The sequence below is a fragment of the Bacillus bingmayongensis genome, from assembly GCF_000299035.1.
Lineage (GTDB): Bacteria > Bacillota > Bacilli > Bacillales > Bacillaceae_G > Bacillus_A > Bacillus_A bingmayongensis.
Window position 1 is genome coordinate 14,374 of the sequence record NZ_JH921522.1, and the last position, 23,349, is coordinate 37,722.

The window sequence follows — 23,349 nt, forward strand, 5'->3', positions numbered from 1 at the left end:
TTACAACAAAGCTGTGTTATAACCTGTTCTAGTTATGTACCTAATATATATGAAGAAATACCGCTTTTTGTGTATGTCACCTATTAATTATGAAGACTGTTTCGTCACAATTTCCTTTTGTCTTTGTTCTACAAGGCGATCTAAAGAAATATATACAATACCTGCTACTACACATCCTACCCCTAAAATCGTGAACAATAAGTGCCCTAGCGATCGATCAAGTAATAGTCCGCCAAGAAGCGGGCCGAATGCATTTCCTGTAATCCACTGCAAGCTTGCTGCACCCATATATGTCCCTCGTAAATGTTCCGGTGCTAAATTGGCTACAAACGTCATTTGCACAGGCGACATAATCATTTCACCTAGCGTATAGACCGCATAGACAACAAATAATGTTATTAAAATAACCGTAGCATTTGTTCCAAATTCACCAAACCACTTTGGAAGCCAACCGATGAAAAACAATCCAATTCCAAATAACCACGCCCCATATAACATCGTCTTTCCAACAGGTTTATCTGTTGCCCATTTTGAAATTTGAAATTGGAATAAGACAACTAGTAAGCCATTTAAAGCCATTAAATATGGATACGGGTTATTTTTACCAAAGATTTCTTTCATTTCATTATCAAAATGAAGAGGAAGCATACCTTCTGTTTGTGAAAAACCCATGGAAATAATAATACCGGCCAACAAATAAATCATTAGTACCTTATCTCGCAAGACAACTTTCCAGACAGCTTCTGATCCCTTTTCTTTATCCTTCTGTTCTTTCAATCCAGTTTTCGGCATGGTTTCTTGAATAAGTATTAACACAAGAAGTGCATAAAACAGCATTGTGGATGAAGCAATAATAAACACTAGATTTTTTGAAAGAACAACTACCGAAGCCCCCATAATTGGTCCGATTGCTGCCCCAATATTATGTCCCATTCGTAATAAACCGTACGCCTCCGTCCTCTTTTCAGGTGCTGTCACATCTGCTACCATCGCTGATGCCGCTGGATGAAATAGCGAATTACTTAATCCTAAAAGAATAGACAAAATAGCATAAGGAATAAATCCTTCTATAAATAAAAAACCAAGCATCAACACCGCATTACTCGCCATCGAAAATATCATAATCGGCTTTCTACCATATATATCAGCAATTCGACCTCCTATAAGCGAACCAAAACTTGCTGCAATTGGAGAAAGTGCCATAATAATCCCTACTTGCAATAAAGAATCTACCTTATCTTTTAAATACAATGCAAAAAATGGCATTAACATCATCATTGCAATTCCATTTAATGTTTCTCCTATAAAACGGATCCATACGTTACGATCCATCGCTCGTAACTCACGCCATGTCTTTTTCATTTACAACACTCCTTTAATCAACCACTCCTTATCTTATATTAATTTTAGAAAAATGTAAATTTTCAAAATAAAAGATCCGTTCTATTCTATTTAGAACGGATCTTTTTCTTATAAATTCGCTACATCTTCCTCATCTTTTTTATTATTTAAAACGCTATGCTTTCGGCTATAAAGGAAATAAACCACTACACCAATCACCATCCAAATACCAAAGCTCATCCATGCAGTTCCTGATAATTGAAGCATTAAATATACACAAAAGATAACTGTTAATGCAGGTAAAACTGGTACAAGCGGTGCTTTAAAAGCACGTGGTAAATCTGGGTGTGTTTTTCTCATTACAATAACAGCAACAGCTACAAGTGCAAATGCGGATAATGTTCCCATATTTACAAGATGTGCTAGTACATTTAAATCAATAAGCCCTGAAATAAGTGCTGCTATAATACCTGTTGTCCATGTATTTAAAAATGGTGTTTTAAATTTCGGATGAACTTTTGCAAGACGCTTCGGCAATAACCCATCGCGACTCATTGCATATGAAACACGAACCTGTCCATACATCATTACTAACATTACAGTTGTAATTCCTGTAATTGCTCCTACCGAAATAATACCGGCTAAACTATCTTGTCCAATAAACTGAAGCGCAAAAGCTACCGGATCAGAAATGTTCAGCTGACCATATGGTACAATCCCTGTCAAAATAAGTGAAACAACAATATAAAGAATCGTACAAATGAGTAATGACGCTATAATACCAATTGGTAAATCCCTTTGCGGACGTTTTACCTCCTCCGCTGCCGTTGATACAGCATCAAATCCAATAAACGCAAAGAATACCGTTGCAGCCCCAGCCATTACACCATCAAGACCAAACGGCATGAACGGTGTCCAGTTTTCCGGCTTTACATAATTAAAACCAGCAAAGATAAAGAGCACAACAACTGCTAACTTAATAAAAACCATTATATTATTTACACGGGCACTTTCACGTACTCCCCTAGATAAAAGAACAGTCATAATTAAAATGATAATTACAGCTGGTAAATCAATAAGACCACCCTTTCCCGTTCCAGGAGCCGAGGATAAAATGGTTGGAATATGAATCCCAAAACCTTTTAATAAAGATTGAAAATAAGCAGACCATCCGTTAGCTACCGCAGATGTTGCTAATAAATACTCCAACATTAAATCCCATCCAATTAAAAATGCAAACACCTCTCCCATCGTCGCATATGTATACGTGTAAACGCTTCCTGAAACTGGGACAGAAGATGCAAATTCTGCGTAACAGAATGCAGCAAAGGCACAAGCTAATGCAGCTATAGCAAATGATAAAATGATAGCTGGTCCAGAATGTTTCGCTGCAACAACACCGGTAAGCACAAATATTCCTGTCCCGACAATAGCTCCAATCCCAAGCATTGTTAAATCCAGTGCTCCCAATGTTCTCGATAATGTTTTCTGTTTACTTTCTTGCATTAATTTTGCAATCGGCTTTTTTTGAAAAATTTGCTTCATAGCATGCACCCCTATTTTAAATTTTCTGAAAATTTTTAATTTATTTTTCATTTTACTTATAACATGTTTTTTAGTCAATACTTTTGTCGAAATAAACAGAAAAATATATCGTCAGCTTAAAGAATAAAAAACAACCTCTTTATAACTCTTTCTATTTTTATATTTGTTCACCACATTAAATGATTTCATGATTCGGCATAAAAAGATAAAGAATATACAAATAATGTATATAGTTATATCCCTATATCTTTTTATGATTTTTTTTGATATTCTATAAATTGTCGATTCCAACTAAAGAAAGAGGCATACTCATTTTATGAGCATGCCTCTTTCCTTTATCTCACTATTTACGGGCAGTAAGCCCCCACTGATGGAAGTTTCATTTTATTTCGTAGTATATGAACCTTCTTCAATCCAGCTATACATATACTTCTCATCTTCCGTTTCATGTGCTTGTTTCACAATACGGAGCGGGCGGAATGTATCGATCATAACCGCTAGTTCAATTGTTTCTTTTTTCCCTAAGCTTGCTTCTGTTTTTCCAGGATGTGGCCCATGCGGAATACCACTTGGATGGAGTGTAATTGAACCTTCTTCTACACCTTTTCTACTCATAAAGTTCCCTTCTACATAATAAAGAACTTCATCACTATTTACGTTACTATGATAATACGGCGCTGGAATTGCTTCCGGATGATAATCATATAAACGCGGCACAAAAGAACAAATAACAAAGTTATGACCTTCAAAAGTTTGATGGACTGGCGGCGGCTGATGAATACGGCCTGTAATCGGCTCAAAATCCTCGACATTAAAGACCCAAGGATATAAATATCCATCCCATCCGACAACATCTAACGGATGATGCTGCATAATATGCTTATGCATATAACCTCTCGACTTTGTCATAACGACAAACTCGCCTTTTTCATCATATGTTTCTAACTTCTCTGGCCCTCGAATATCTCTTTCACAGAAAGGACTATGTTCTAACAATTGACCATACTCATTACGATAACGACGCGGGGTTGTAATTTGGCTATTCGCTTCTACAACAAGAAACTTAGACTCTCCCTCATCTGGAATAACTCGGTAAATTGTTCCGATTGGAATCGTTACATAATCACCCTTCCGGTAATGAATCGTTCCAAACATCGTCTCAATTTTCCCAGTCCCATAATGAACGAATAACATTTCATCTCCATCACCATTGCGATAGAAATAATCCATTTTTTCTGTTGGATTAACAACACCGATTAATAGGTCCTCATTCCCTAATACGAAATTCCTTCCACTTACTGCATCACCAGTTTTTCTATTTTCCTTCATGCGAAAGTGACGATGAGCCAGCGCTACATCTTCTTCATACTGTAACTGACAAGAATGTGCTAACGCAGCATGTCCTACTTCAGTTGGCATATAATGATGATACAAAATAGATTGTGTACCAGAGAAACCTTTCGTTCCCATCACCTGTTCACGATAAAGTGATCCATCTTCTTTACGAAATTGTACATGTCGTTTATGAGGAAGCTCCCCCATGTGACGATAATACATGCCCATCACCCGCTTTCGTTTCTTTTTTCACTGTGTTACGCAATGTGCCTAGCCCAGTGATCGTAAGTTCTACAACGTCACCATCTTGTAACCACTTTTCTGTACCAAGTTCTAAAATACAGCCAGTACCAACCGTGCCAGAACCAATTACATCTCCTGGATATAACGTAACATCCTCTGAAGCACGTTCTATCATTTCTGCAAACGTATAGTAAATATCTCGGAAATTCCCTTTAGACAAAAGTTCTCCGTTCACGTGAGCATTCATTTCTAAGTTATAATGTTCACCTGTGCGATAAACTTCTAATTCCTCTTTCGTAACAAGATAAGCTCCTAATGAAGTAGCAAAGTCCTTTCCTTTTGCTGGACCAAGCCCTACTTTCATTTCTTTAGCTTGCAAATCTCTTGCGCTCCAGTCATTCATAATACAATAACCGAAAATATATTCTTCTGCTTGTTCACGCGAAATATTTCTTCCTTCTTTCCCAATGACACAAGCAATTTCTAATTCATAGTCAAGCTTTTGAGATTGTTTTGGGCAAGAAACTGTAACTTCTGGACCGATAACAGCACGATGATTTGTAAAATAAAAAACCGGAATATCATACCACTCCGGAACAACATCTAAACCACGACTTCCACGAGCCGTTTTGACATGTTGCTCAAACGCATAAAAGTCACGAATACTACCTGGATTTGGGAGGGCCGCACAAAGCTGTACATCTTCCAAAGTGTACACGCCACTTGTTGGTTTTCGAATACCTCGCGCTATTTCTACATATTCATCCGCTTTCTCTAAAAAAGCGAGCATAGATGAAGGAAGAGTCCCATTACTTGCTATATTCATATCAATTACTTTGTCACCTTCTAGCCAACCAGCACGCATTTCTTCTGAAGGAAGACGAAATGTAATAAATTTCATCAATATTCCTCCTCACCGTTTATATAAAGTGAAACTTTAATCAGCGGGGGTTTTCTCCATCCCCCACTGACAGATAATAATTTTATAGATTTCCGCGGCGCTCTTGTTCTCTTTCAATGGATTCAAATAAAGCCTTAAAGTTTCCTTCTCCGAACCCACGAGAACCTTTACGCTGAATAATTTCAATAAATAATGTTGGACGATCCACGATTGGCTTCGTAAAAATTTGTAGCAAGTAGCCTTCTTCATCACGATCCACAAGAATCTTAAGTTCTTTTAACTTATCAACTTCTTCATCGATTTCGCCAACGCGCGCTGTTAACTCATCATAATACGTGTCTGGTGTATCTAAAAACTCAACTCCATTGGCACGAAGCGCTTTAACTGTTTTTACAATATCATTTGTCAATAATGCTAGATGCTGTACACCTGCACCATTATAAAACTCTAAGTATTCTTGGATTTGTGATTTACGCTTACCATCTGCTGGTTCATTAATCGGAAATTTAATACGACTTCCATTTGTCATAACTTTTGACATTAAAGCGGAATATTCTGTACTAATATCATCATCATCAAAATGAATCATTTGTTTAAAGCCCATAACGTTTTCATAATAGCTAACCCACTCTTCCATTTTTTCAACGTTACCAACAACGTGATCCACAGCGATTAGTCCTGATTCTTCACTCGGAATATTAAATTCAACTTCTTCATAACCAGGCATAAATTTACCTTTATAATTTTTACGCTCCACAAGAGTATGGATTGTATCACCATACGTACCGATAACCGCCTTTTTTAATGTCCCATGCTCATCCGTTAATTCTTCCGGCGGAGCAATCGCAACAGCACCTCGTTTTACAGCCTCTGAATATGCCTTTTCAACATCGTCAACAAGTAAAGCTACGTCTTTTACTCCATCACCATGAGTTTTTACAAATTCCGCAATACGACTTTCACTATTTAAAGTCCCAGACACAACAAAACGCATGTTTTTTTGTACAAGAACATACGATACCTTTTCACGGTTCCCTGTTTCCAATCCAGAATAGGCAACAATTTTAAATCCAAACGCCCTCGCAAGGTAATAACTTGATTGTTTTGCATTTCCTACATAAAATTCTAAATGATCGACATCACGTACCGGAAAGAAATCCTCCATTTGTGCAGCTAACGTATCCATAGATTTTTGTTTCATAAATTCCTCATCCCCCTGTAAATAAATTGAATGTTACATACTTAGAACTAATCGAAAACGCTTCCAGTTATCACTAAAAAATTAGTTAGCAAGCTAACAAATTTCTGACTCTTAAAATTTTCTATCTTTTCTGTCAAATTCCTCTTTTTTTCTTCTATATAAATTTCGACTTTTTTCTATTTAAAACAACATCCAAATTAATTGACGCTAGCAAAAAATATAATCATCAAAATATTACGGAGAAAAACAAAAAAGGGATATTGGCGAACAAGATGATACATGCTCCACTTCATTTTTGGTTCTGATTCTCCATCTTCTTTCCTTTATAACTTAAAACCGTGTCGAAACTTTTCTATTTAACTCATTTCAAAAAATACATTTTTACCCATTTGTGATATATAGAATTCATTCCAATGAACAACTTCATACGAACATATGTATTTTCTGTAAAAATCCATATCTGAATTATTAAAAGAAAAAGAAGCCTTATCTTAAGTAGATATAGGCTCTTTAAGCAGTGGCGCAATAATTAAAAGGCGAAAATCACAGATAAATAATTTGTACCGAGATTTATTATGCTTTATATCTTAGATGGATTTCTTCCTGTGAATCTTAATACAGATTCTCTTGAACGCTCAATTTCTTTAATATTTTCATCATAATATTTTGATGCATATGCATAGAAGATAATGTCGATAGTCAGAAATTGTGCAAATAATGAACTTGTTGCTGCGCTACGAAATTTAGCCTCCGGTGCACGAACATGATGCAAAGACATATCGACTTTGTTAGTTAATCTATTGTTCCCAAATTGCGATAATCCGATTGTTTGAATACCAGATGCTGTAGCGATATCAACAAGTCGCAGTACTTCTTCGGTTTCACCACTATTGGATATACTGAAAAAAACACAATCCTTTGTTGATGCAGCAAGTGCTGTAGCCATGATATGTGCATCTTGATTTGCACTTACAATCTTTCCTAAACGTAACCATTTATGAGTAATATCTTCCGCAACGAGCCATGAAGCTCCTAATCCATAGACATAAATAACATCCGCATTTCTCATAGTTTCAACTATTTGATCAAGAACGACTTCATCTAAATAAAGCGCTGTTTCTTGTATCGCTTGTACAGAGTTAGAAACTATTTTTTCTTTAATGGCCGTTATTGTTTCATTTGGTTCAATGTCATAAAAACCTTTCTTCTCTGGTCGTGAGATATGCGATGATAGAGATACCTTTAACTCTGAAAAACTAGCAATTTCAATAGAACGACAAAGTCTCGTAACAGCAGAACTACTCGCATTAGCATGAGTAGCTAATTCATGTATAGTCATTCTAATAACTTCTTGAGGATTGTTTAAAATATATTGTGCTATTTTCCTTTCAGATTTCGGTAATTGATGTAATAAACTTTCAATTTTTAATAATACATTCACAACTTGCATATTGAATTACTCCCTTAACTTTAAATTAACTCATATATTTCAGAGCTAAGTAGTAACATCCTAATGTAGATGATACATCTTCTAAAATAAATTGTACTTCCGGTTTTTCTTGTTTAATCTTTTCAATAAAGGAAGTTTGTACAAACGATATATTAGTTAATACGCTCCCTTTAATAGCAATTGTAACATTGTTATCAAAATTTAATTTCTTGCAAACATCAAGCGTAGTCTTAGCAAGGTGATAACCTGCTTCTTTAAGAATATTCTGTGAGAAATCATCACCTGCTTTTGCTTGTTGGACAATTATTGGAACAAATGAAGCAATCTCCGCCTTAGTTGAGGAATAAATAAATTTTTTTAATTCTAGTACACTGTGATAACCAAGTTTTGTTAGTATTAACTTAGTTAGATCACTATAATTTAATCCCGCATCTTCTTCTTGCGTCATTTTAATAAAAACCTGCATAGCAATCCAATAGCCACTTCCCTCATCCCCAAGAATATGTCCCCAGCCACCTGCTAATTTTTCGATACCATTATGAACTCCAATACTAACAGAACCTGTTCCTGAAATTGTTAAGATACCATCTTTTCCTTTTAGTAAAGCAGCATGTGCAACAATTCCATCATTTACAATCGTAAACGGAATATTAAACGCCTCATAAAGAGCATCTTTTATACCTTTTGTATTTTTAACCCCTCCATACCCAGCTAATCCTAGACATATGTACTGGCATTCTTCCTTTTTTAAAGGAACTAAGCATTGTTCAATCGCATCAATAATGTTAATAATAGCTTGTTTTTCATTTAGAAGTAAGTTTCCATACCCCGCTTTACCTTCACTTATTTTTTTTCCATTTAAATCATAAGCTACCGCTTCCGTTTTAGTGCCTCCACCGTCTACGCCGATAATATAACTCATGTAGATTCCTCCTCATTCATATATAAAAAAGGAAGGAGCACTCTGTTCCTTCCCTTTCCCTTGCTTTGAGATTTTTCTCGATAAAGTGAAATTTTAATCAGTGGGGGTCTTCTTCATCCCCCACTGATTATTAGCCTTCACCAATCGGGCTTTTACGGGCAGCCCGTCTCCCACCTAACTTCTTTGCTTTTGTTGAATCTTGAGGTGGGGTCTTACTGCCCGCGAATAGCGGGATAAAATAGAGAAATTATAATGTGGTTATTACGAAGGTGTAGTCTTGTGTTCAAAAACCTTCTAATAGGGGTATTGGGGCTATTTGTGCTAGTTTGTATTTCTATCTATTATTGCAAAAAAGACTCTAACATATTAACTATCTATAATATGCTAGAGTCTTTATTTTTTTTGAATAATAGTACGAATAATATATGAGAAATTCCACTTATCTATACTTATCATACTAATACATTTGCAAGGAATACAATAAGTGCCGTTAACACTGCTGCTCCACCTGCTGCCCCTAAGAAATCCATTTTTGTTACTTGTAATACTTGTTCCATACTCCTCATTCTCCTTTCATCTTTATTTTACACTCTTCATGCTGCCCTATTACTTGTACAAAACTTCTATTATACTAATACACTTGAAAGAAATACGATTAATGCTGTTAACGCTGTTGCTGCTCCTGCTGATCCTAATAAGTCCATTTTTGTTAGTTGTAATACTTCTTTGTTTTCCATATTCCCATTCTCCCTTCAATTTATAACTATCTTTTTACGTTGTAATACCTATGCCACTTCTTTTACAAAATTCTTATTATACTAAAGCGTTAGCTAGAAATACGATTAATGCCGTTAATACTGCCGCTCCACTCGCTGATCCTAATAAATCCATTTTTGTTAGTTGTAATACTTGTTCGTTTTTCATATTTACTCTCTCCTTATTAATAGATATTTATATGTAATTTCTAAGAAATGATTAATTCATAGTTTTTATCTTAACGTTACATTAAAACAAATAGTGTAATGTTTGTAACATTAATGTAACATAAGTTTTTTCATACTGCAATATAAATACATAAAATTTATTACATTTTTTTTACGACATTATTTGCAAACATTCATAAACCCCTTTATATAGCGTTTTCCGACACGTATACATTTGTAACATTAATGTAATATTATGATTACAAAACGAAATAAAAAAGTAGTAGAAAGAGTCCCAAATAGCTCTTCTACTACTTTTTGTACAATATGAACGTAAAAACACCGATTTTTAACAGCCGATATCAAACCTTTTTTCTCACATCAAGATGTAGTTGTTTATGTAATTCTTTTACAGTGCCTACAATAATATCTGCCTTCAAAACTGATTTCATTGCCATTTCATAAGAAGTGACACCTGTTAGTACAAGGGCCGTCCTCATATTTGCTTGCTTTCCAAATAAAATATCAGTATCTAAACGGTCTCCTATAACTAAGCATTCCTCTGGCTGTAAACATAAAGAAAGCATGACTTTATGAATATAGTAGTAAGAAGGTTTACCAATTGTGACTGTCGCTTTTGTATCAGTCGCTACTTCAATCGCTTTTACCAATGAACCTGTATCTGGAATACGATCACCTTGAATAGGGCAAAACGAGTCCGGGTTGATTTCAACCAGCTGTGCTCCGCTTTGAATTGCCTGCATACACTCATGTAGTTTTTTATATGAAAATGTTTTATCCAATCCAACAAGAACATGTGTAGCTTCTAGCGGATTATTTGTCACCCTAATATGAAAGGTTTTTAATTCTTGGAAGACGTGTTCGCTCCCAACAACAAATACATTGGCATCCCGATTTGTCTCATAAAAATATTGAGCTGCCAGAAAAGCTGCTGTCATAATTTCAGACAAATCGACTTGTAATCCTAAGTTAGCTAAACTCTTCTGAATACAAACCCTTGTTTTAATGGACGTATTCGTAATAAACATAAGCTTCTTATTTTGAGCACGTACATAAGAAATAATCTCTATTACACCTGGCAACAACTGATCCTCTAAATAGATTGTGCCATCTAAATCAAATAAATAAGCTTGAAGATTTAAAGGATTCCTCAATTTTCTAAAACAACTCCTTTCTAAAAAATAGAAACAAAATCAGAGCCTCACATATTTTAAATCTCAAAATGAATACGTAAAAAAAGCCTTTCAAAAAGCAATAGTAAACAAATCCGTACAACAGTGTACAGCTTCACTTCTCTATTACCTCATGAAAGGCTTTCTCTTCGTCTCCTGCCTCGTGAATTCCCATATGTTTATATTTCAAAAATAACAAAGTAATATTAAGAAAATGTTAAGGAACATGTCGTCATTTGTAAATATATGGAACAAGTTTTGTTAACATTAGTTTAAAACTTCCTTAACATTATCCGCTTACAATGAGGTTATAGAGTCTTATTGTAAAGGAAGGATATCCATTGAACACACAATCTTTCTTCAAAAAGCAACGCCTCATCGCTGCGTGCACATGCGAAAATATTAACAAAGCGCTTACCTCTGATGCCGATGCACTACTATTGATGAATGGAACATTATCATTTTTCATCAAATATAGAAAAGTACTAAAAGAATGCCCAAAGCCACTATTCATTCATCTCGATTTAATAAAAGGTTTATCTAATGATATAGAAGCAATTCATTTTCTAAAGAAGTACTGTACACCAACTGGGATTGTTTCAACGAAAGGCATGTCTATTAAAGCAGCAAAAAAAGAAGGTTTACTTGCCATTCAGCGCATCTTCTTAATTGATAGCAATTCACTTCATACAGCCATGCATAATATCAAAGTAAATAAACCTGATATAGTAGAAATCATGCCAGGTATCGCTCCAAATATCGTCCCTATCTTAAAACAACAACTATCACAACCCATCATTCTAGGGGGTCTTATTTGGACAGAAGAACAAGTAAAGGCTGCACTACATTCTCAAGTAGAAGGTATTTCATTAAGTAAAGAAAAATTATGGAATCAGAAAATTATGGAAGGAGTATAACGATACAAATTGATTATTCGGATTTATTGTTATTCCCGGCAAGCATAGAAGAAAAAATCCCAATGTTTATGGAGCAGGAAGCAGACTATATAGAATTATTGCTAGATGGCAGTGAGTGGTATGATTTAGCCTCCATATATCAAGAAAAAGTAGTTTCACTAAAAAATTTAAATGTAACCTATGCTATTCATCCACCAGCGTGGGGTGTGAATTTAGCCATTGAAAATAAGGAATTGCGTAATGCGGCGCTGAAACAACATATAACAGCTCTTCATTTTGCATATAATATAGATGCTCATTATTTCGTTGTTCATCCTGGTTTTTATGTTTCACCTTTGTTTCACTTACATACTGCGCAAGAATTAGCTACCGAGGCTGTCTATACTCTATATAAAGAAGCAAAAGAATTAGGGATTAAATTAGTAATTGAAAACGTTGGATATAATGGAACATCTTTATTTACAGAACAAGAATACATTTCATTTGTAGATCAATTTGATCCAAATATAATTGGATATGTTCTCGATACAGGGCATGCCTATCTCAACAACTGGAATATCCCAAATGTTATTGAGCAAACTTCCTCTCGCCTATGGACAATGCATTTAAATGATAACCACGGAGTAGAAGATGAACATTTACCAATTGGTAACGGCTCTATTAACTGGGAACTAATTTTTTCAGCCTTGCACAAACAGCCACAGCTCCCCTCTTACTTTTTACTAGAATATGGATTCGACGTAAATATAAAAAAACTACGAGAACATAATCAATTATTACTGAACAAGATCATTCAGGCACACACCTCTCTCTAAAATAGACTGTACGCAGTCTTTTTTTATTCCTTTCATAACTATATAAAGCGAAACGTTAATCAGTGGGGGTTTTCTCCATCCCCACTGATTATTAGCCCTCACCAGTCGGGCTTTTACAGACAGTTCATCCCCCACCTAACTTCTTTTATTCCGCTGAATTTTGAGGTAGGAGTGTTACTGTCCATTAATGCGAGATAAATCCATTTTGATTTTTCAACATATAATTCGCTTCTACGAAGAACAAAAGGTGACCTGCACTCGTTTTCTATCTTTGTTTTAACTTGGCTGGAGCAGGAAAAGGATCTGGCTGCTTCTATACATGGACGGATGCTCTCTCTCCCACCTAAAAAGAAAGGTTCTATGTCAGTTTTTCAATTTGTACTTATATATGTATAATAAAAGCAAAGAGGTGGTCAGTTTGAAATTAATCGCACTAGATATGGATGGTACACTACTATCATCTAATCTTGAAATCTCCAAGGAAAATTTACAAGCTATTCAGAGTGCTAAAGCAGCCGGTCATGTGGTAATGATTTGTTCTGGTCGTGCGAAAGAAGACGCTTTAAAACTATTGGAAGAGTATCAATTATCACTTCCAGTTGGAGCAAGCAATGGGGCAATTGTTTATGTTGATGGAAAAGTAATTAACGCACGTTGTTTACAAAATGATAAAGTATACAAGCTTGCGAAATTACTAGAAGCTGAAGGATTTCCATATAAGCTGTACACAAATAAAGGCGTTTATTCTCCTTACAATTGGAATGAAAAAGTAATGCATACATTCGAAGAAAATAAGCATGTGCTTGATGTTACAATTGAAGAATTGGAAAGAATTACAGAGAAGCAAAAAAAATCTAACTTAATTACTGATTTCCAAAAAATTGAAGATGTCGTAAATAATCCAGAGTTAGAAATCTCGAAATTCTTTATTTTAACGTTTGATGCAGATCATCGTTCACAGCTACTGCATTCTTTACAAGAAGATAAAGAAATTATGGTCACAGCATCAGCTCCGACAAATTTAGAAATTATGGACAAGCATGGCCATAAAGGAAATGGATTACAAGAAATGGCATCATATTTCAACATTCCAATTCAAGATACAATTGCAATTGGTGATAACTTTAATGATGTACCGATGCTTGAAGTAGCCGGTCTATCTGTTGCGATGGGAAATGCTGAAGAAGATGTAAAGAAATTATGTGATGTTGTTACATTAACAAATGATGAACACGGTGTTGCACATGCAATTGAACAATATGTACTAAAACAACCATCATCAAGTAAATAAAATAAGGACTCTTCCATAATGCGGAAGAGTCCTTTTCTTTTATACATGATGACAAGCAACAAGATGTCCTTCTCCAACATCACGAAATTCCGGTACAGTCTGCTTACAAATATCTGTTGCAAATGGGCAACGTGTATGAAAGCGGCAGCCTGATGGTGGATTCGCTGGACTTGGAATATCCCCTTGTAGAATAATCCTTTCTCGCTTAACAGTTGGATCAGGAATTGGTACTGCGGATAACAAAGCCTTCGTATATGGATGAAGCGGATTTGCAAATAGCTCATCACGAGGTGCTGTTTCCACGATTGTCCCTAAATACATAATACCTATTTTTGTACATAAGTGTTCGACAACACTTAAATCATGTGAAATAAATAAATAGGATAAACCTTTTTTCTCTTGTAAATCGCTAAACAAATTAATAATTTGTGCTTGAATCGATACATCTAATGCCGCAACGGGTTCATCAGCAACAATAAATTCTGGATTTAATACCATCGCCCTTGCAATAACAATACGCTGACGTTGTCCACCAGAAAACTCATGAGGATAACGATCGATATGATAAGGTGCTAATCCACATAACTCTAACACTTCTAATACCTTTTCACGAACATTTTCTTTCGTTGCTAAACCGTGAGCTAACATCGGTTCACCAAGCGCTTCTCCAATTCGCATCCGTGGATTTAATGAACTAAATGGATCTTGGAATACAAGTTGCATATTAGGACGATGTTTCCGCAGTTCTTCTTTCGATAACGTGTGAACATCTTGACCTTTAAATTTCACTTCGCCCTCTGTTTTTTGAACGAGACGAAGAATTGTTTTACCAATCGTCGTCTTTCCACTTCCGGATTCACCGACTAGACCAAATACTTCACCTTTATTAATCGTAAAGCTAACTCCATCTACCGCTTTTACATGCCCAATCGTTCTACTAAATACGCCGCCTTTAATAGGAAAATACGTTTTTAAATTCTTTACTTCTAATAACGGTTCACTCATTGCTCAGCACGCTCCTCATATAACCAGCAAGCTACTTTATGATTATCTTCATGTACTTCAAGATCGGGTACTGCATTTTTGCATATGTCCATGCAATGTTCACAGCGACCACTAAAGTAGCAAAATTCTCCTAGGCCAACTAAGTTTGGAACTTGTCCTGGAATTGAATAAAGCTTATCTGTTCGTTTTCCCATCACCGGCTTTGATTTTAATAAACCTTTTGTATATGGATGTTTCGGATTTTGGAATAGCTCCAGTACAGGTGCTTCTTCAATGACTTTACCACCATACATCACAACAACGTAATCTGCCATTTCTGCTACTACACCTAAATCATGTGTAATTAATAAAATGGATGTTTTAAATTCCTCTTTTACTTGTCTTAGTAGATCTAATATTTGCGCCTGGATTGTAACATCCAGGGCTGTTGTAGGCTCATCGGCAATTAATAGTTTAGGGTTACAACTTAGTGCAATCGCAATCATAATCCGTTGCAACATTCCACCACTTAGCTCATGTGGATAGGAATGTACTATTTCATCCGCACGTGCAATACCAACTTTACGAATTAATTCAATTGCTTTCTTATACGCTTCATTTTTACTAAGAAGTTCATGTTCTCTTAACGTCTCAACAATTTGTTCCCCAACAGTAAAAACCGGGTTAAGGGATGTCATCGGCTCTTGGAAAATCATCGCAATATCGTTTCCTCTTAAACTTCGAAGCTCCTTCTCTTTCATGCCCAAAAGACTTTGACCTTCATAAAGGATATCACCACCAACAATGCCGCCAGATTCAGCAATAAGTCCCATAATAGATAAAGCCGTTACACTTTTCCCACAACCTGATTCTCCTACTACACAAACAGTTTCACCCTCTCGTACCGAAAAACTAACATGATTGACAGCCTTTACTGTACCTTCTTCCGTCTGAAAGTACGTTTGTAAATCCTTTAGCTCTACTACTGCTTTACCCATGCTCCCTCACCTACCGCTTCATTTTTGGATCCAATGCATCACGAAGTGCATCACCAAGTAAGTTAATTGATACAACTGTTATAAAAATCGCAAAACCAGGCGGTATCCATAACCATGGACGTTTTTGGAAATCAATTAATGAGTTTGCAGCACTAATCATATTTCCCCATGATGGTGTTGGTGGGACAACCCCAAGCCCTAAATAACTTAATGCCGATTCGCTTAAAATAGATCCCGCCACACCTAACGTTGCCACAACAATTAATAGCGGAAAAACATTCGGAATTAAATGATGGAGAATTTTGCGAGAATCTTTTAATCCTAATACATCAGCAGCTTGCATAAACGCCTGTTCACGAAGCGTCAAAATTTGTCCTCTAACAAGACGGGCAAGCCCTGGCCAACCTACTAGACTTAAGATAATCATGATTACGTAAAGACGATATTCAGATGGGAGTTTCCATTCAGATAAGATAGCTCCCATAATTATCAGTAATGGTAATCCTGGGATAGACATTAACACATCCGCGATGCGCATAATAATATGATCTACAATACCACGGTAAAAACCGGAAATAGCCCCTAATATTGCTCCAAGTATGACAGATAAAACCATCGAAGCTAAACCAATTGTTAATGAAATCCGGCCGGCTTGCATTAATCGTGTTAAAATATCTCGTCCCAATTGATCTGTGCCAAGCCAATGTGAAAAATTCGGTGGTTTATTAATTTGTGTTACTTGTACTGTTCCTTCAGCATACGGCGAAAAGAATGGCCCAATGAAACTAAATAAAAACATAAAAATTAAAACATACAAACCAAACAGTGCTAATTTATTTTTCTTTATTTTCTTATAAGCCTGACGCCATGGTGATGCTTCATTGTCCTTTTTCTGTTCTTTCTTTTTCTTAATTATTGTTGTAACAGTTTCCATCTCTTCCCCCCCTTACTTCAGCCGAATACGCGGATCAACAAGCGCATATACAATATCCGCAAAAAAGTTTGCCATAATCGTTAAACATGAAAGAAACATTGTAAATGCCATTAACACTGTGTAATCACGGAAGTTCAATGCTTCCAATTGGATACTACCAATACCTGGCCAGTTAAAAATTTGTTCAATAATAATTGCTCCTGAGAACAATCCTGGTAATTCAAATGCAAGTAATGTAATCGCTGGTAAAATCGCATTTTTTAGTGCATGTTTATAAATAACAGCTTTTTCTTTCAAACCTTTTGCACGTGCAGTACGGATATAATCTTGTCTTACGACCTCAAGCATACCCGTTCTAAAATAACGCGTTAATGATCCTACCCCAAGAAGCGTTAAAATAAACACCGGTAAAATCATATGTCGTAATACTTCTAATATGTATGTAATGCCAGTCGAATTACTCCCAATGTCAATCATACCGCCAATTGGCAATAAATTTAGATCAACTGCCAATACCTTAATTAGAAATAATCCGATAAAGAATGATGGAAATGACATCGCAGCAAAAACACCAATTGTGACAAATCTATCAAACCATGAATGTTGTTTTGTCGCTGAAACAACGCCAATAATAAGTGCGATTATCCAAGTGAAAAATAAAGCTGCCACTGCAACAATAAAAGTATTCCAAATGAATTTATTTAGTAATGATGTCACCGGCTCTTGATATTGCAACGAGAAACCGAAATCACCGTGTAATGCATTGCCTAACCAATGAAAGTATCGCTCAATAATTGGCTTATTTAATCCATATAATTCTCTTAATTCTTGTGCTCGTTCTGGCGTTAACTTTGGATTAGAATCAACATAATCGCCCGGCAGGAGGGCAAATAAGAAAAAGATAATAATAGATGTACCAAACAATGTAGGAATCATTTGCAGAAACCTACGAATGATATATGTCTTCACTTTTTGTCTCCCCAATCATATTTACTTAAAAATAGAAGAACATTTTTTCAAATCAGCATCTTATCACTTGCTGTATGAAAAAATGTCTTCTATTATACTCACTTATCTTTATTCTTCAATTGATAACACTGGTAAGTTTGAGCTAATGCCATCGTATTTTTCTGGATTAATCCCTTTTATTCGAGCATTATAACCATAAAGTAATTTACGGTAGTTTAATAAAATAACTGGTGGATCATCACTTAACTCTTTATATAATTCTTTATAAATTTGCTTGCGCTTCTCAATGTCAACTGTTTCTATACCTTTTACAATCAATTCATCCACTTTTACATTTTTATAACCTGTATCATTTTTAGGATTAGTCGACAAGTAGTCAATGACAACTTCGCTTGGATCACTAATACCTGGCGTTGATACAGACGCTAAATCATAGTCACCTTTTCCAAGTTTTGAAAGCATTGTATTAAAGTCCATCAACTCTGGATTAAACTCGATTCCTATCGCTTTATAATTTTCCTTAGCAATTGGAATAAAGATATCATTTGTTTTCCCTGTACTTGATGCATAATACGTTAATTTTAATTTTTGACCATCTTTTTCACGAATTCCATCAGAACCAACTTTCCATCCTGCTTCATCCAATAATTTTTTTGCTTTTTCTACATCATATTCGTATTTATTAATTCCTTCTTCCGTATACGCCCAAGAGACTGGAGCAATTGGTACATTTGCAACGGATCCGTAACCTTGTAAAGCTGTATCTACATATTTTTTACGATCTAATCCATAAATCAGTGCCTGACGCACTTTTTTATCTTTTAAATACGGTTTCTTATTATTCATATAGATATAGGCAATATCACTTGATGATTCCAGATGAATATTCGCAAATCCTAAACCTTTTAATTGCTCAATATTTTCTGGATTCGCTCTAAATCCAGTATAGTCAAGTTCTCCTGTTTGGAATAACTGGAATCCTGTGTCACCTGATGTAATTTTATAAATGAAATTTTTAATTTTTGGTTTTCCTGCATAGTAGTGTTCGTTCGCAACAAAACGAACTTCTTGTCCTGGAACATACTTATCAAACTTATAAGGACCAGCAGCAATTGGCTGACCATATAATGCTTTCAAATAATCTAAACTTGTATTTTGTTTATAATCTTTCCCATAATATGCTTTAGATAAGACAGGTCCTCCAAGGCTTGTTAACGCTTGAGAATTTACCTTCTCTGTTGTAATTTTAATTGTTTGTGGATCAACTACTTTAATCCCCTCAATAGAAGTTGCTTTTCCTTCTTTATAATCTTTTCCGCCCTTAATTGCATACTGGGAAATGTCTTCACTACCTTCATATGCTTTGTCATGTAACAGCGTTAATGTAAATGCCACATCATCTGCCGTTAATGGTGAACCGTCACTAAACTTTAAATCCTTACGTAAATGAAATGTATATGTTAACTGATCAGCAGAAACATCCCATTTTTCTGCAAGCTCTGGAATTGGTTTTCCTTGCTTATCCCTTGTAACAAGAGAAGCAAAAATAACAGATGTTACGTTGCCATCCCAACCATTATCCTGAAAATATGGTAAGAACACACCACCTGGTTTAGAAATGGCAGTAATGAAAGTATCTTTCCGCTGGTTGGCTTTCTCTGGACTTTTCTTCTTATCTGTAGCTACAATTTTTTCTATCTTTAAATCTTTTAAATCCTGCTGCTTAACTGGTTCCGTCGAAGCTTTATCCTCTTGTCCCCCACAAGCGGATAACACAAGCGAACTACTCAGTAATACTGAAAATACACCAGCCCATTTTCTGGTTTTTTTCTTCATTGTCCCCACCCTAACTTTTTTTAATAATTACACCTTATGAACTGCTTGCCTTATGTATGCCTCCCACAGCAACATTTTTAATAACCTATCGGAAAAGTCGGTTTTAAATACAAAAAAAATAGATATTTTATGAGGGGTAACATTATTATTCCGACTTTCCCGGTAGACTTTATGGTTATTAGCTTATATCGTTCACTATATTTTGTCAATTCTTTCTATATAAATATTTTAAGAATTTTCATGAAATTATTGTTGAATCTTTAATTTAGGTAAACTTAACAATATTCCATTATAATTATCTTCCTGTAATCCTTGTATTCTCGCATTATGAGCAGAAACTTCTTTACTATTATTTAAGAATATAACGGGCGGATCTTCGCTAAGTTCTTGATATAGCTTCTTATAAATTTCTTTTCTTTTCTCAATATCCAATGTTTGTAATGCTTGCGTTGCTAATTCATCCACTTTGGGGTTATGATATCCATCATAGTTCCGTTTACTTGTTGAAACGAACTCTTCAATTGTACCACTTGGATCATCAATTATTGGCGTCGACACCATCGCTAGGTCATAATCCCCTTTGATTACCTTCGAAATCATCGTATTAAAGTCCATATATTCTGGATTGAAGTCTACACCAATTTTTTTATAATCTTCTTTCATAATCGGTATCAAAACATCATTCATTTTACTATCAGAAGAAGCAAAGTAACTCACTTTCAATTTCTGACCGTCTTTTTCACGAATTCCATCTGAACCTTCTTTCCAACCAGCTTCATCAAGTAATTTCTTCGCCTTATCTAAGTTATACTCATACTTATTAATGCCCTCTTCTGTATACGCCCAAGAAACAGGAGTAATCGGTATGTTAACAAGTGAAGCATACCCTTGAAAATACGTATCAATGACCTTTTGGCGCTCTAATCCGTAAATAAATGCCTGACGAACACGCTTATCTTTAAAGTACGGTTTCTTATAATTCATTTTAATATAGCCATAGGAACTTCCCGTATACACATTGATATTCGCAAAACCTAACCCTTTTAACTGCTCGACCGTTTCTTCATTTGTTGCAAAGCCATCATAGTCGACTTCACCTGTTTGAAACTGCTGCAGCTTCGTATCACCTTTTGTAATTTTGTAGATAAAATGCTCAATCTTCGGTTTTCCTTCAAAATAATTTTCATTTGCCACAAAACGAACTTCTTGTCCTGGAATATACTTATCTAATTTATAAGCCCCTGCTCCCATTGGTTTTCCGTATAACTCTTTTAAATACTCTAAATTTCCTTGCTTGTACTCTTTTCCGTAATAAGCCTTTGATATAACTTCCCCACCTATAAGAGATAATGTTTGTGCATTTACTTTTTCTGTCGTAATTATAATTGTCTTAGGATCAACAACTTGGATTCCTTCAATGGTATTTACTTTCCCTTCCTTATATGCTTGCCCACCCTTAATAGCTGTCTGACTTATATCTGTTGCCCCGCTATAAGTTGGGTCATGTAATAGTGTTAATGTAAACGCCACATCATCTGCTGTTACTGGAGATCCATCACTAAATTTCAAATCATCTTTTAAATGAAACGTATATGTCAGCTGATCAGCAGAAATATCCCATTTCTTTGCCAGAATCGGGATTGGCTTCCCTTCCTTACCTAATCCAACAAGTGGTGCAAAAATAGCTTGTGTGATATTTCCATCCCACCCATTTTCCATAAAGTGCGGAAGGAATATTCCTCCTGGACTGGGCATTCCAATTACAAAGGTATCTTTTCTTTCTTTTGCTTTTGCTGGATTTTTTGCTTTGTCACTCGCTTGGATAAATTCATCTTTTACTTTCGGTACGTTTGCTTTTTCATTTGTACTTGCTTCTTCTTGTCCACATCCCACCAGCAGCATGGATGTACTAAAGAGAGTAGCAAGTAAACCAGTAAATACCTTTCTCATTTTTCTCACCCTTACTTTATATTTTCTACCTATGTAACGAAACAACAGACTCCTTTCTGTAACTATCTTTACTTTACCCATAAAAATAGTATGAATTAATTTCAAGATTATTCCTTTTTTTAAATTGTGTCAATCATTCCTTACTATTTTTTACTATAAAGAAACGATTTAAAAATGATTCTATTATTCAGCGAACGAGCATAGACTACTAACAAACTATCAAAAAGGGGGCGAAAATATGGACAAACTATTCCAATATGTCTTGCACTATGTTGCATTAACACTCATGATAGTCGGGGCATTGTTACTCTTCCCGTTTTTCCCAAAGTTCGTCCTCTTTTTAGCATTCTTCTTTATGCTCGGACTTGCGATTATCATCTCTATGGGAGAAGACGATACACAAAAAGAAAGCAGAGTTCAGCGCGTTAAGCTGTAAACTCTGCTTTTTTTCAATCATAACGTATTCTTGTTAAACCAATTACAAAGAATACACCAGCAAATAAAATGAGTATACCAACATATCCTGCTATATCTACCAAGGTGCCTCCCCTTACAATCAATTCGGTAAATCCGCGCATTGCCCAAGTTTGAGGAACAAAGTTTGCTACCGTTTGCATCCATTCTGGTTCTATTTCAATTGGCCAGTACAGACCACTAATCATACACGTTGAAACGACAACGATATTACCTAATGCTGATTGCTGCTCCGTTGTCTTCACAATACTTGCTAATAATAACGCTAAACCAATCACTGCTAGCAATAACACTGAAACAAGTGTAATCGTCCCTAACAAATTTCCCCACTGTACATCGAACAAAATATTCGTTAATAACATTAACATCCCAAATTGAATCCAACCAATTAAAAAGAAGGAAAGTATATATCCTCCCAGGATTTTAGCCTTTGAAACCGGTGTTACTAATAAACGATACCAAACGCCAAGTTGTCTTGATTTTAAAATTGTTCCTGTCGCACTTAGCATCACAATCATTACAAATAGAATCGAAAATCCTGCCGCTCGCCCTGTTACGTTATTCAGCTTCTCCTCTCCAGATATAATGGATTCCTTTTGAAGTGAAACTGGTTCTGCTTTTGTATGAATCGTTTCATACATCTTCTCCCAAGACGTTCCCCCTTTTTTCTCTGAATCCCTTGCTCCCGCTACTTCTACTTCCATCTTTTTCATTGCGCTTTGTAATACTTGTTCTACAGATGCTCCTCCTGTAAAATCAGCGCTTGATTGGAATTTAACCTTCTCTATCTTCCCGTCTGCCATACTCTTTTGAAATTCTTTTGGGATTGTTACAATACCCGAGGACTTCTTATTTTCGATTTTCTGTTTCGCTTCTTCATACGTTACCTTTTCTATAGAAATCAAATCACTTTTCTCTATTTCTTTATAATAGGAGTTGGATAACGTAGATTCATCTTGATCTACTAAACTAATATTTACTTTCTCGTTTCCACTTCCACCTAAAAGTCCACCAAAAATGAGTGTAAAAATAATCGGCATTCCGAACATGAGTATATAGCTTTGTGGCCTAATTAAGATTTGTTTTAATTCTAACCAACAAAGTGCCCAAACTTTCTTCATTGACTT

At 35.5% G+C, this 23,349-nt stretch carries 22 protein-coding genes; 4 read left to right on the plus strand and 18 right to left on the minus strand.

From position 1 onward, the window contains the following. Positions 1-87 precede the first annotated feature (87 nt). The 11 genes from Y7E_RS0126585 to Y7E_RS0126635 form a co-directional block, all read right to left on the minus strand. Entirely contained in the window at positions 88-1,362 is a 1,275-nt protein-coding gene (locus Y7E_RS0126585; protein WP_017154237.1) for an MDR family MFS transporter, read from the minus strand. 108 nt (positions 1,363-1,470) lie between these two features. Continuing rightward, positions 1,471-2,886 (minus strand): branched-chain amino acid transporter BcaP, encoded by a 1,416-nt coding sequence (locus tag Y7E_RS0126590; RefSeq protein ID WP_017154238.1) that lies wholly within the window; start codon positions 2,884-2,886, stop codon positions 1,471-1,473. A 384-nt stretch (positions 2,887-3,270) separates the two neighbouring features. Next, positions 3,271-4,443, minus strand: coding sequence for a homogentisate 1,2-dioxygenase (locus Y7E_RS0126595; RefSeq protein WP_017154239.1), 1,173 nt, complete (start codon positions 4,441-4,443; stop codon positions 3,271-3,273). Further along, positions 4,409-5,365, minus strand: a complete 957-nt coding sequence (locus tag Y7E_RS0126600) for a fumarylacetoacetate hydrolase family protein (RefSeq protein WP_017154240.1) — start codon at positions 5,363-5,365, stop codon at positions 4,409-4,411. The genes Y7E_RS0126595 and Y7E_RS0126600 overlap by 35 nt, the downstream gene beginning before the upstream one ends. Before the next feature lie 82 nt (positions 5,366-5,447). Further along, positions 5,448-6,566, minus strand: a complete 1,119-nt coding sequence (gene hppD, locus Y7E_RS0126605; RefSeq protein ID WP_017154241.1) for a 4-hydroxyphenylpyruvate dioxygenase — start codon at positions 6,564-6,566, stop codon at positions 5,448-5,450. 580 nt (positions 6,567-7,146) lie between these two features. After that, positions 7,147-8,016 carry a MurR/RpiR family transcriptional regulator gene (locus tag Y7E_RS0126610; RefSeq protein WP_017154242.1) on the minus strand — a complete coding sequence of 290 codons (870 nt, stop codon included), beginning with the start codon at positions 8,014-8,016 and terminating at the stop codon, positions 7,147-7,149. A 25-nt stretch (positions 8,017-8,041) separates the two neighbouring features. Beyond that, a complete protein-coding gene (locus Y7E_RS0126615; protein ID WP_017154243.1) occupies positions 8,042-8,938 on the minus strand; it encodes a BadF/BadG/BcrA/BcrD ATPase family protein in 897 nt (298 codons plus the stop codon). A gap of 452 nt (positions 8,939-9,390) precedes the next feature. Next, a complete protein-coding gene (locus tag Y7E_RS0126620) occupies positions 9,391-9,504 on the minus strand; it encodes a DUF3948 family protein (RefSeq protein WP_026049362.1) in 114 nt (37 codons plus the stop codon). A 60-nt stretch (positions 9,505-9,564) separates the two neighbouring features. After that, entirely contained in the window at positions 9,565-9,675 is a 111-nt protein-coding gene (locus Y7E_RS0126625; protein WP_017154245.1) for a DUF3948 family protein, read from the minus strand. Positions 9,676-9,751: 76 nt separating this feature from the next. After that, positions 9,752-9,862 carry a DUF3948 family protein gene (locus Y7E_RS0126630; protein ID WP_017154246.1) on the minus strand — a complete coding sequence of 37 codons (111 nt, stop codon included), beginning with the start codon at positions 9,860-9,862 and terminating at the stop codon, positions 9,752-9,754. Positions 9,863-10,223: 361 nt separating this feature from the next. Next, the gene (locus Y7E_RS0126635; protein ID WP_017154247.1) at positions 10,224-11,036 is read right to left on the minus strand and encodes an HAD-IIA family hydrolase; all 813 of its coding nucleotides are present in this window, start codon (positions 11,034-11,036) and stop codon (positions 10,224-10,226) included. A 359-nt stretch (positions 11,037-11,395) separates the two neighbouring features. Between Y7E_RS0126635 and Y7E_RS0126640 the strand changes: the two genes are divergently transcribed. The 3 genes from Y7E_RS0126640 to Y7E_RS0126650 all read left to right on the plus strand — a co-directional run bounded on the left by Y7E_RS0126640 (position 11,396) and on the right by Y7E_RS0126650 (position 14,077). After that, a complete protein-coding gene (locus Y7E_RS0126640) occupies positions 11,396-11,971 on the plus strand; it encodes a glycerol-3-phosphate responsive antiterminator (RefSeq protein WP_017154248.1) in 576 nt (191 codons plus the stop codon). After that, positions 11,941-12,786, plus strand: a complete 846-nt coding sequence (locus Y7E_RS0126645; RefSeq protein WP_017154249.1) for a sugar phosphate isomerase/epimerase family protein — start codon at positions 11,941-11,943, stop codon at positions 12,784-12,786. The genes Y7E_RS0126640 and Y7E_RS0126645 overlap by 31 nt, the downstream gene beginning before the upstream one ends. A 418-nt stretch (positions 12,787-13,204) precedes the next feature. Then, a complete protein-coding gene (locus Y7E_RS0126650; protein ID WP_017154250.1) occupies positions 13,205-14,077 on the plus strand; it encodes a Cof-type HAD-IIB family hydrolase in 873 nt (290 codons plus the stop codon). A gap of 39 nt (positions 14,078-14,116) precedes the next feature. Here Y7E_RS0126650 and Y7E_RS0126655 read toward each other — a convergent pair whose 3' ends face one another. The 6 genes from Y7E_RS0126655 to Y7E_RS0126680 form a co-directional block, all read right to left on the minus strand. Further along, positions 14,117-15,082, minus strand: a complete 966-nt coding sequence (locus Y7E_RS0126655) for an ABC transporter ATP-binding protein (RefSeq protein WP_017154251.1) — start codon at positions 15,080-15,082, stop codon at positions 14,117-14,119. Next, positions 15,079-16,059, minus strand: coding sequence for an ABC transporter ATP-binding protein (locus tag Y7E_RS0126660; protein ID WP_017154252.1), 981 nt, complete (start codon positions 16,057-16,059; stop codon positions 15,079-15,081). Before Y7E_RS0126660 ends, Y7E_RS0126655 begins: the two co-directional genes overlap by 4 nt. A gap of 10 nt (positions 16,060-16,069) precedes the next feature. After that, positions 16,070-16,993: an oligopeptide ABC transporter permease gene (opp4C, locus tag Y7E_RS0126665; RefSeq protein WP_017154253.1), complete on the minus strand. Its 924-nt coding sequence runs from the start codon at positions 16,991-16,993 to the stop codon at positions 16,070-16,072. A gap of 12 nt (positions 16,994-17,005) precedes the next feature. Next, positions 17,006-17,962 carry an ABC transporter permease gene (locus tag Y7E_RS0126670; RefSeq protein WP_017154254.1) on the minus strand — a complete coding sequence of 319 codons (957 nt, stop codon included), beginning with the start codon at positions 17,960-17,962 and terminating at the stop codon, positions 17,006-17,008. Positions 17,963-18,070: 108 nt separating this feature from the next. Then, positions 18,071-19,798 (minus strand): ABC transporter substrate-binding protein, encoded by a 1,728-nt coding sequence (locus Y7E_RS0126675; RefSeq protein ID WP_017154255.1) that lies wholly within the window; start codon positions 19,796-19,798, stop codon positions 18,071-18,073. Positions 19,799-20,044: 246 nt separating this feature from the next. Next, positions 20,045-21,748 carry an ABC transporter substrate-binding protein gene (locus tag Y7E_RS0126680; RefSeq protein ID WP_017154256.1) on the minus strand — a complete coding sequence of 568 codons (1,704 nt, stop codon included), beginning with the start codon at positions 21,746-21,748 and terminating at the stop codon, positions 20,045-20,047. Positions 21,749-21,986: 238 nt separating this feature from the next. On the opposite strand from Y7E_RS0126680, the gene Y7E_RS0126685 reads away from it, so the two are divergent. Continuing rightward, positions 21,987-22,184, plus strand: a complete 198-nt coding sequence (locus tag Y7E_RS0126685; protein WP_017154257.1) for a hypothetical protein — start codon at positions 21,987-21,989, stop codon at positions 22,182-22,184. 13 nt (positions 22,185-22,197) lie between these two features. Here the strand turns inward: Y7E_RS0126685 and Y7E_RS0126690 are convergent, their stop codons facing one another. After that, positions 22,198-23,343, minus strand: a complete 1,146-nt coding sequence (locus Y7E_RS0126690) for an ABC transporter permease (RefSeq protein WP_017154258.1) — start codon at positions 23,341-23,343, stop codon at positions 22,198-22,200. Positions 23,344-23,349: the final 6 nt, after the last annotated feature.

Excerpts from the sequence above, each read along its gene's own strand:
- Y7E_RS0126590 (WP_017154238.1), bottom strand. The coding sequence starts at position 2,886 with ATGAAGCAAATTTTTCAAAAAAAGCCGATTGCAAAATTAATGCAAGAA.
- Y7E_RS0126625 (WP_017154245.1), bottom strand. The coding sequence starts at position 9,675 with ATGGAAAACAAAGAAGTATTACAACTAACAAAAATGGACTTATTAGGA.
- Y7E_RS0126585 (WP_017154237.1), bottom strand. The coding sequence starts at position 1,362 with ATGAAAAAGACATGGCGTGAGTTACGAGCGATGGATCGTAACGTATGG.
- hppD (WP_017154241.1), bottom strand. The coding sequence starts at position 6,566 with ATGAAACAAAAATCTATGGATACGTTAGCTGCACAAATGGAGGATTTC.
- Y7E_RS0126620 (WP_026049362.1), bottom strand. The coding sequence starts at position 9,504 with ATGAGGAGTATGGAACAAGTATTACAAGTAACAAAAATGGATTTCTTA.
- Y7E_RS0126655 (WP_017154251.1), bottom strand. The coding sequence starts at position 15,082 with ATGAGTGAACCGTTATTAGAAGTAAAGAATTTAAAAACGTATTTTCCT.
- Y7E_RS0126595 (WP_017154239.1), bottom strand. The coding sequence starts at position 4,443 with ATGTATTATCGTCACATGGGGGAGCTTCCTCATAAACGACATGTACAA.
- Y7E_RS0126615 (WP_017154243.1), bottom strand. The coding sequence starts at position 8,938 with ATGAGTTATATTATCGGCGTAGACGGTGGAGGCACTAAAACGGAAGCG.
- Y7E_RS0126645 (WP_017154249.1), top strand. The coding sequence starts at position 11,941 with ATGGAATCAGAAAATTATGGAAGGAGTATAACGATACAAATTGATTAT.
- opp4C (WP_017154253.1), bottom strand. The coding sequence starts at position 16,993 with ATGGAAACTGTTACAACAATAATTAAGAAAAAGAAAGAACAGAAAAAG.
- Y7E_RS0126680 (WP_017154256.1), bottom strand. The coding sequence starts at position 21,748 with ATGAGAAAGGTATTTACTGGTTTACTTGCTACTCTCTTTAGTACATCC.
- Y7E_RS0126610 (WP_017154242.1), bottom strand. The coding sequence starts at position 8,016 with ATGCAAGTTGTGAATGTATTATTAAAAATTGAAAGTTTATTACATCAA.
- Y7E_RS0126685 (WP_017154257.1), top strand. The coding sequence starts at position 21,987 with ATGGACAAACTATTCCAATATGTCTTGCACTATGTTGCATTAACACTC.
- Y7E_RS0126675 (WP_017154255.1), bottom strand. The coding sequence starts at position 19,798 with ATGAAGAAAAAAACCAGAAAATGGGCTGGTGTATTTTCAGTATTACTG.
- Y7E_RS0126660 (WP_017154252.1), bottom strand. The coding sequence starts at position 16,059 with ATGGGTAAAGCAGTAGTAGAGCTAAAGGATTTACAAACGTACTTTCAG.
- Y7E_RS0126600 (WP_017154240.1), bottom strand. The coding sequence starts at position 5,365 with ATGAAATTTATTACATTTCGTCTTCCTTCAGAAGAAATGCGTGCTGGT.
- Y7E_RS0126690 (WP_017154258.1), bottom strand. The coding sequence starts at position 23,343 with ATGAAGAAAGTTTGGGCACTTTGTTGGTTAGAATTAAAACAAATCTTA.
- Y7E_RS0126630 (WP_017154246.1), bottom strand. The coding sequence starts at position 9,862 with ATGAAAAACGAACAAGTATTACAACTAACAAAAATGGATTTATTAGGA.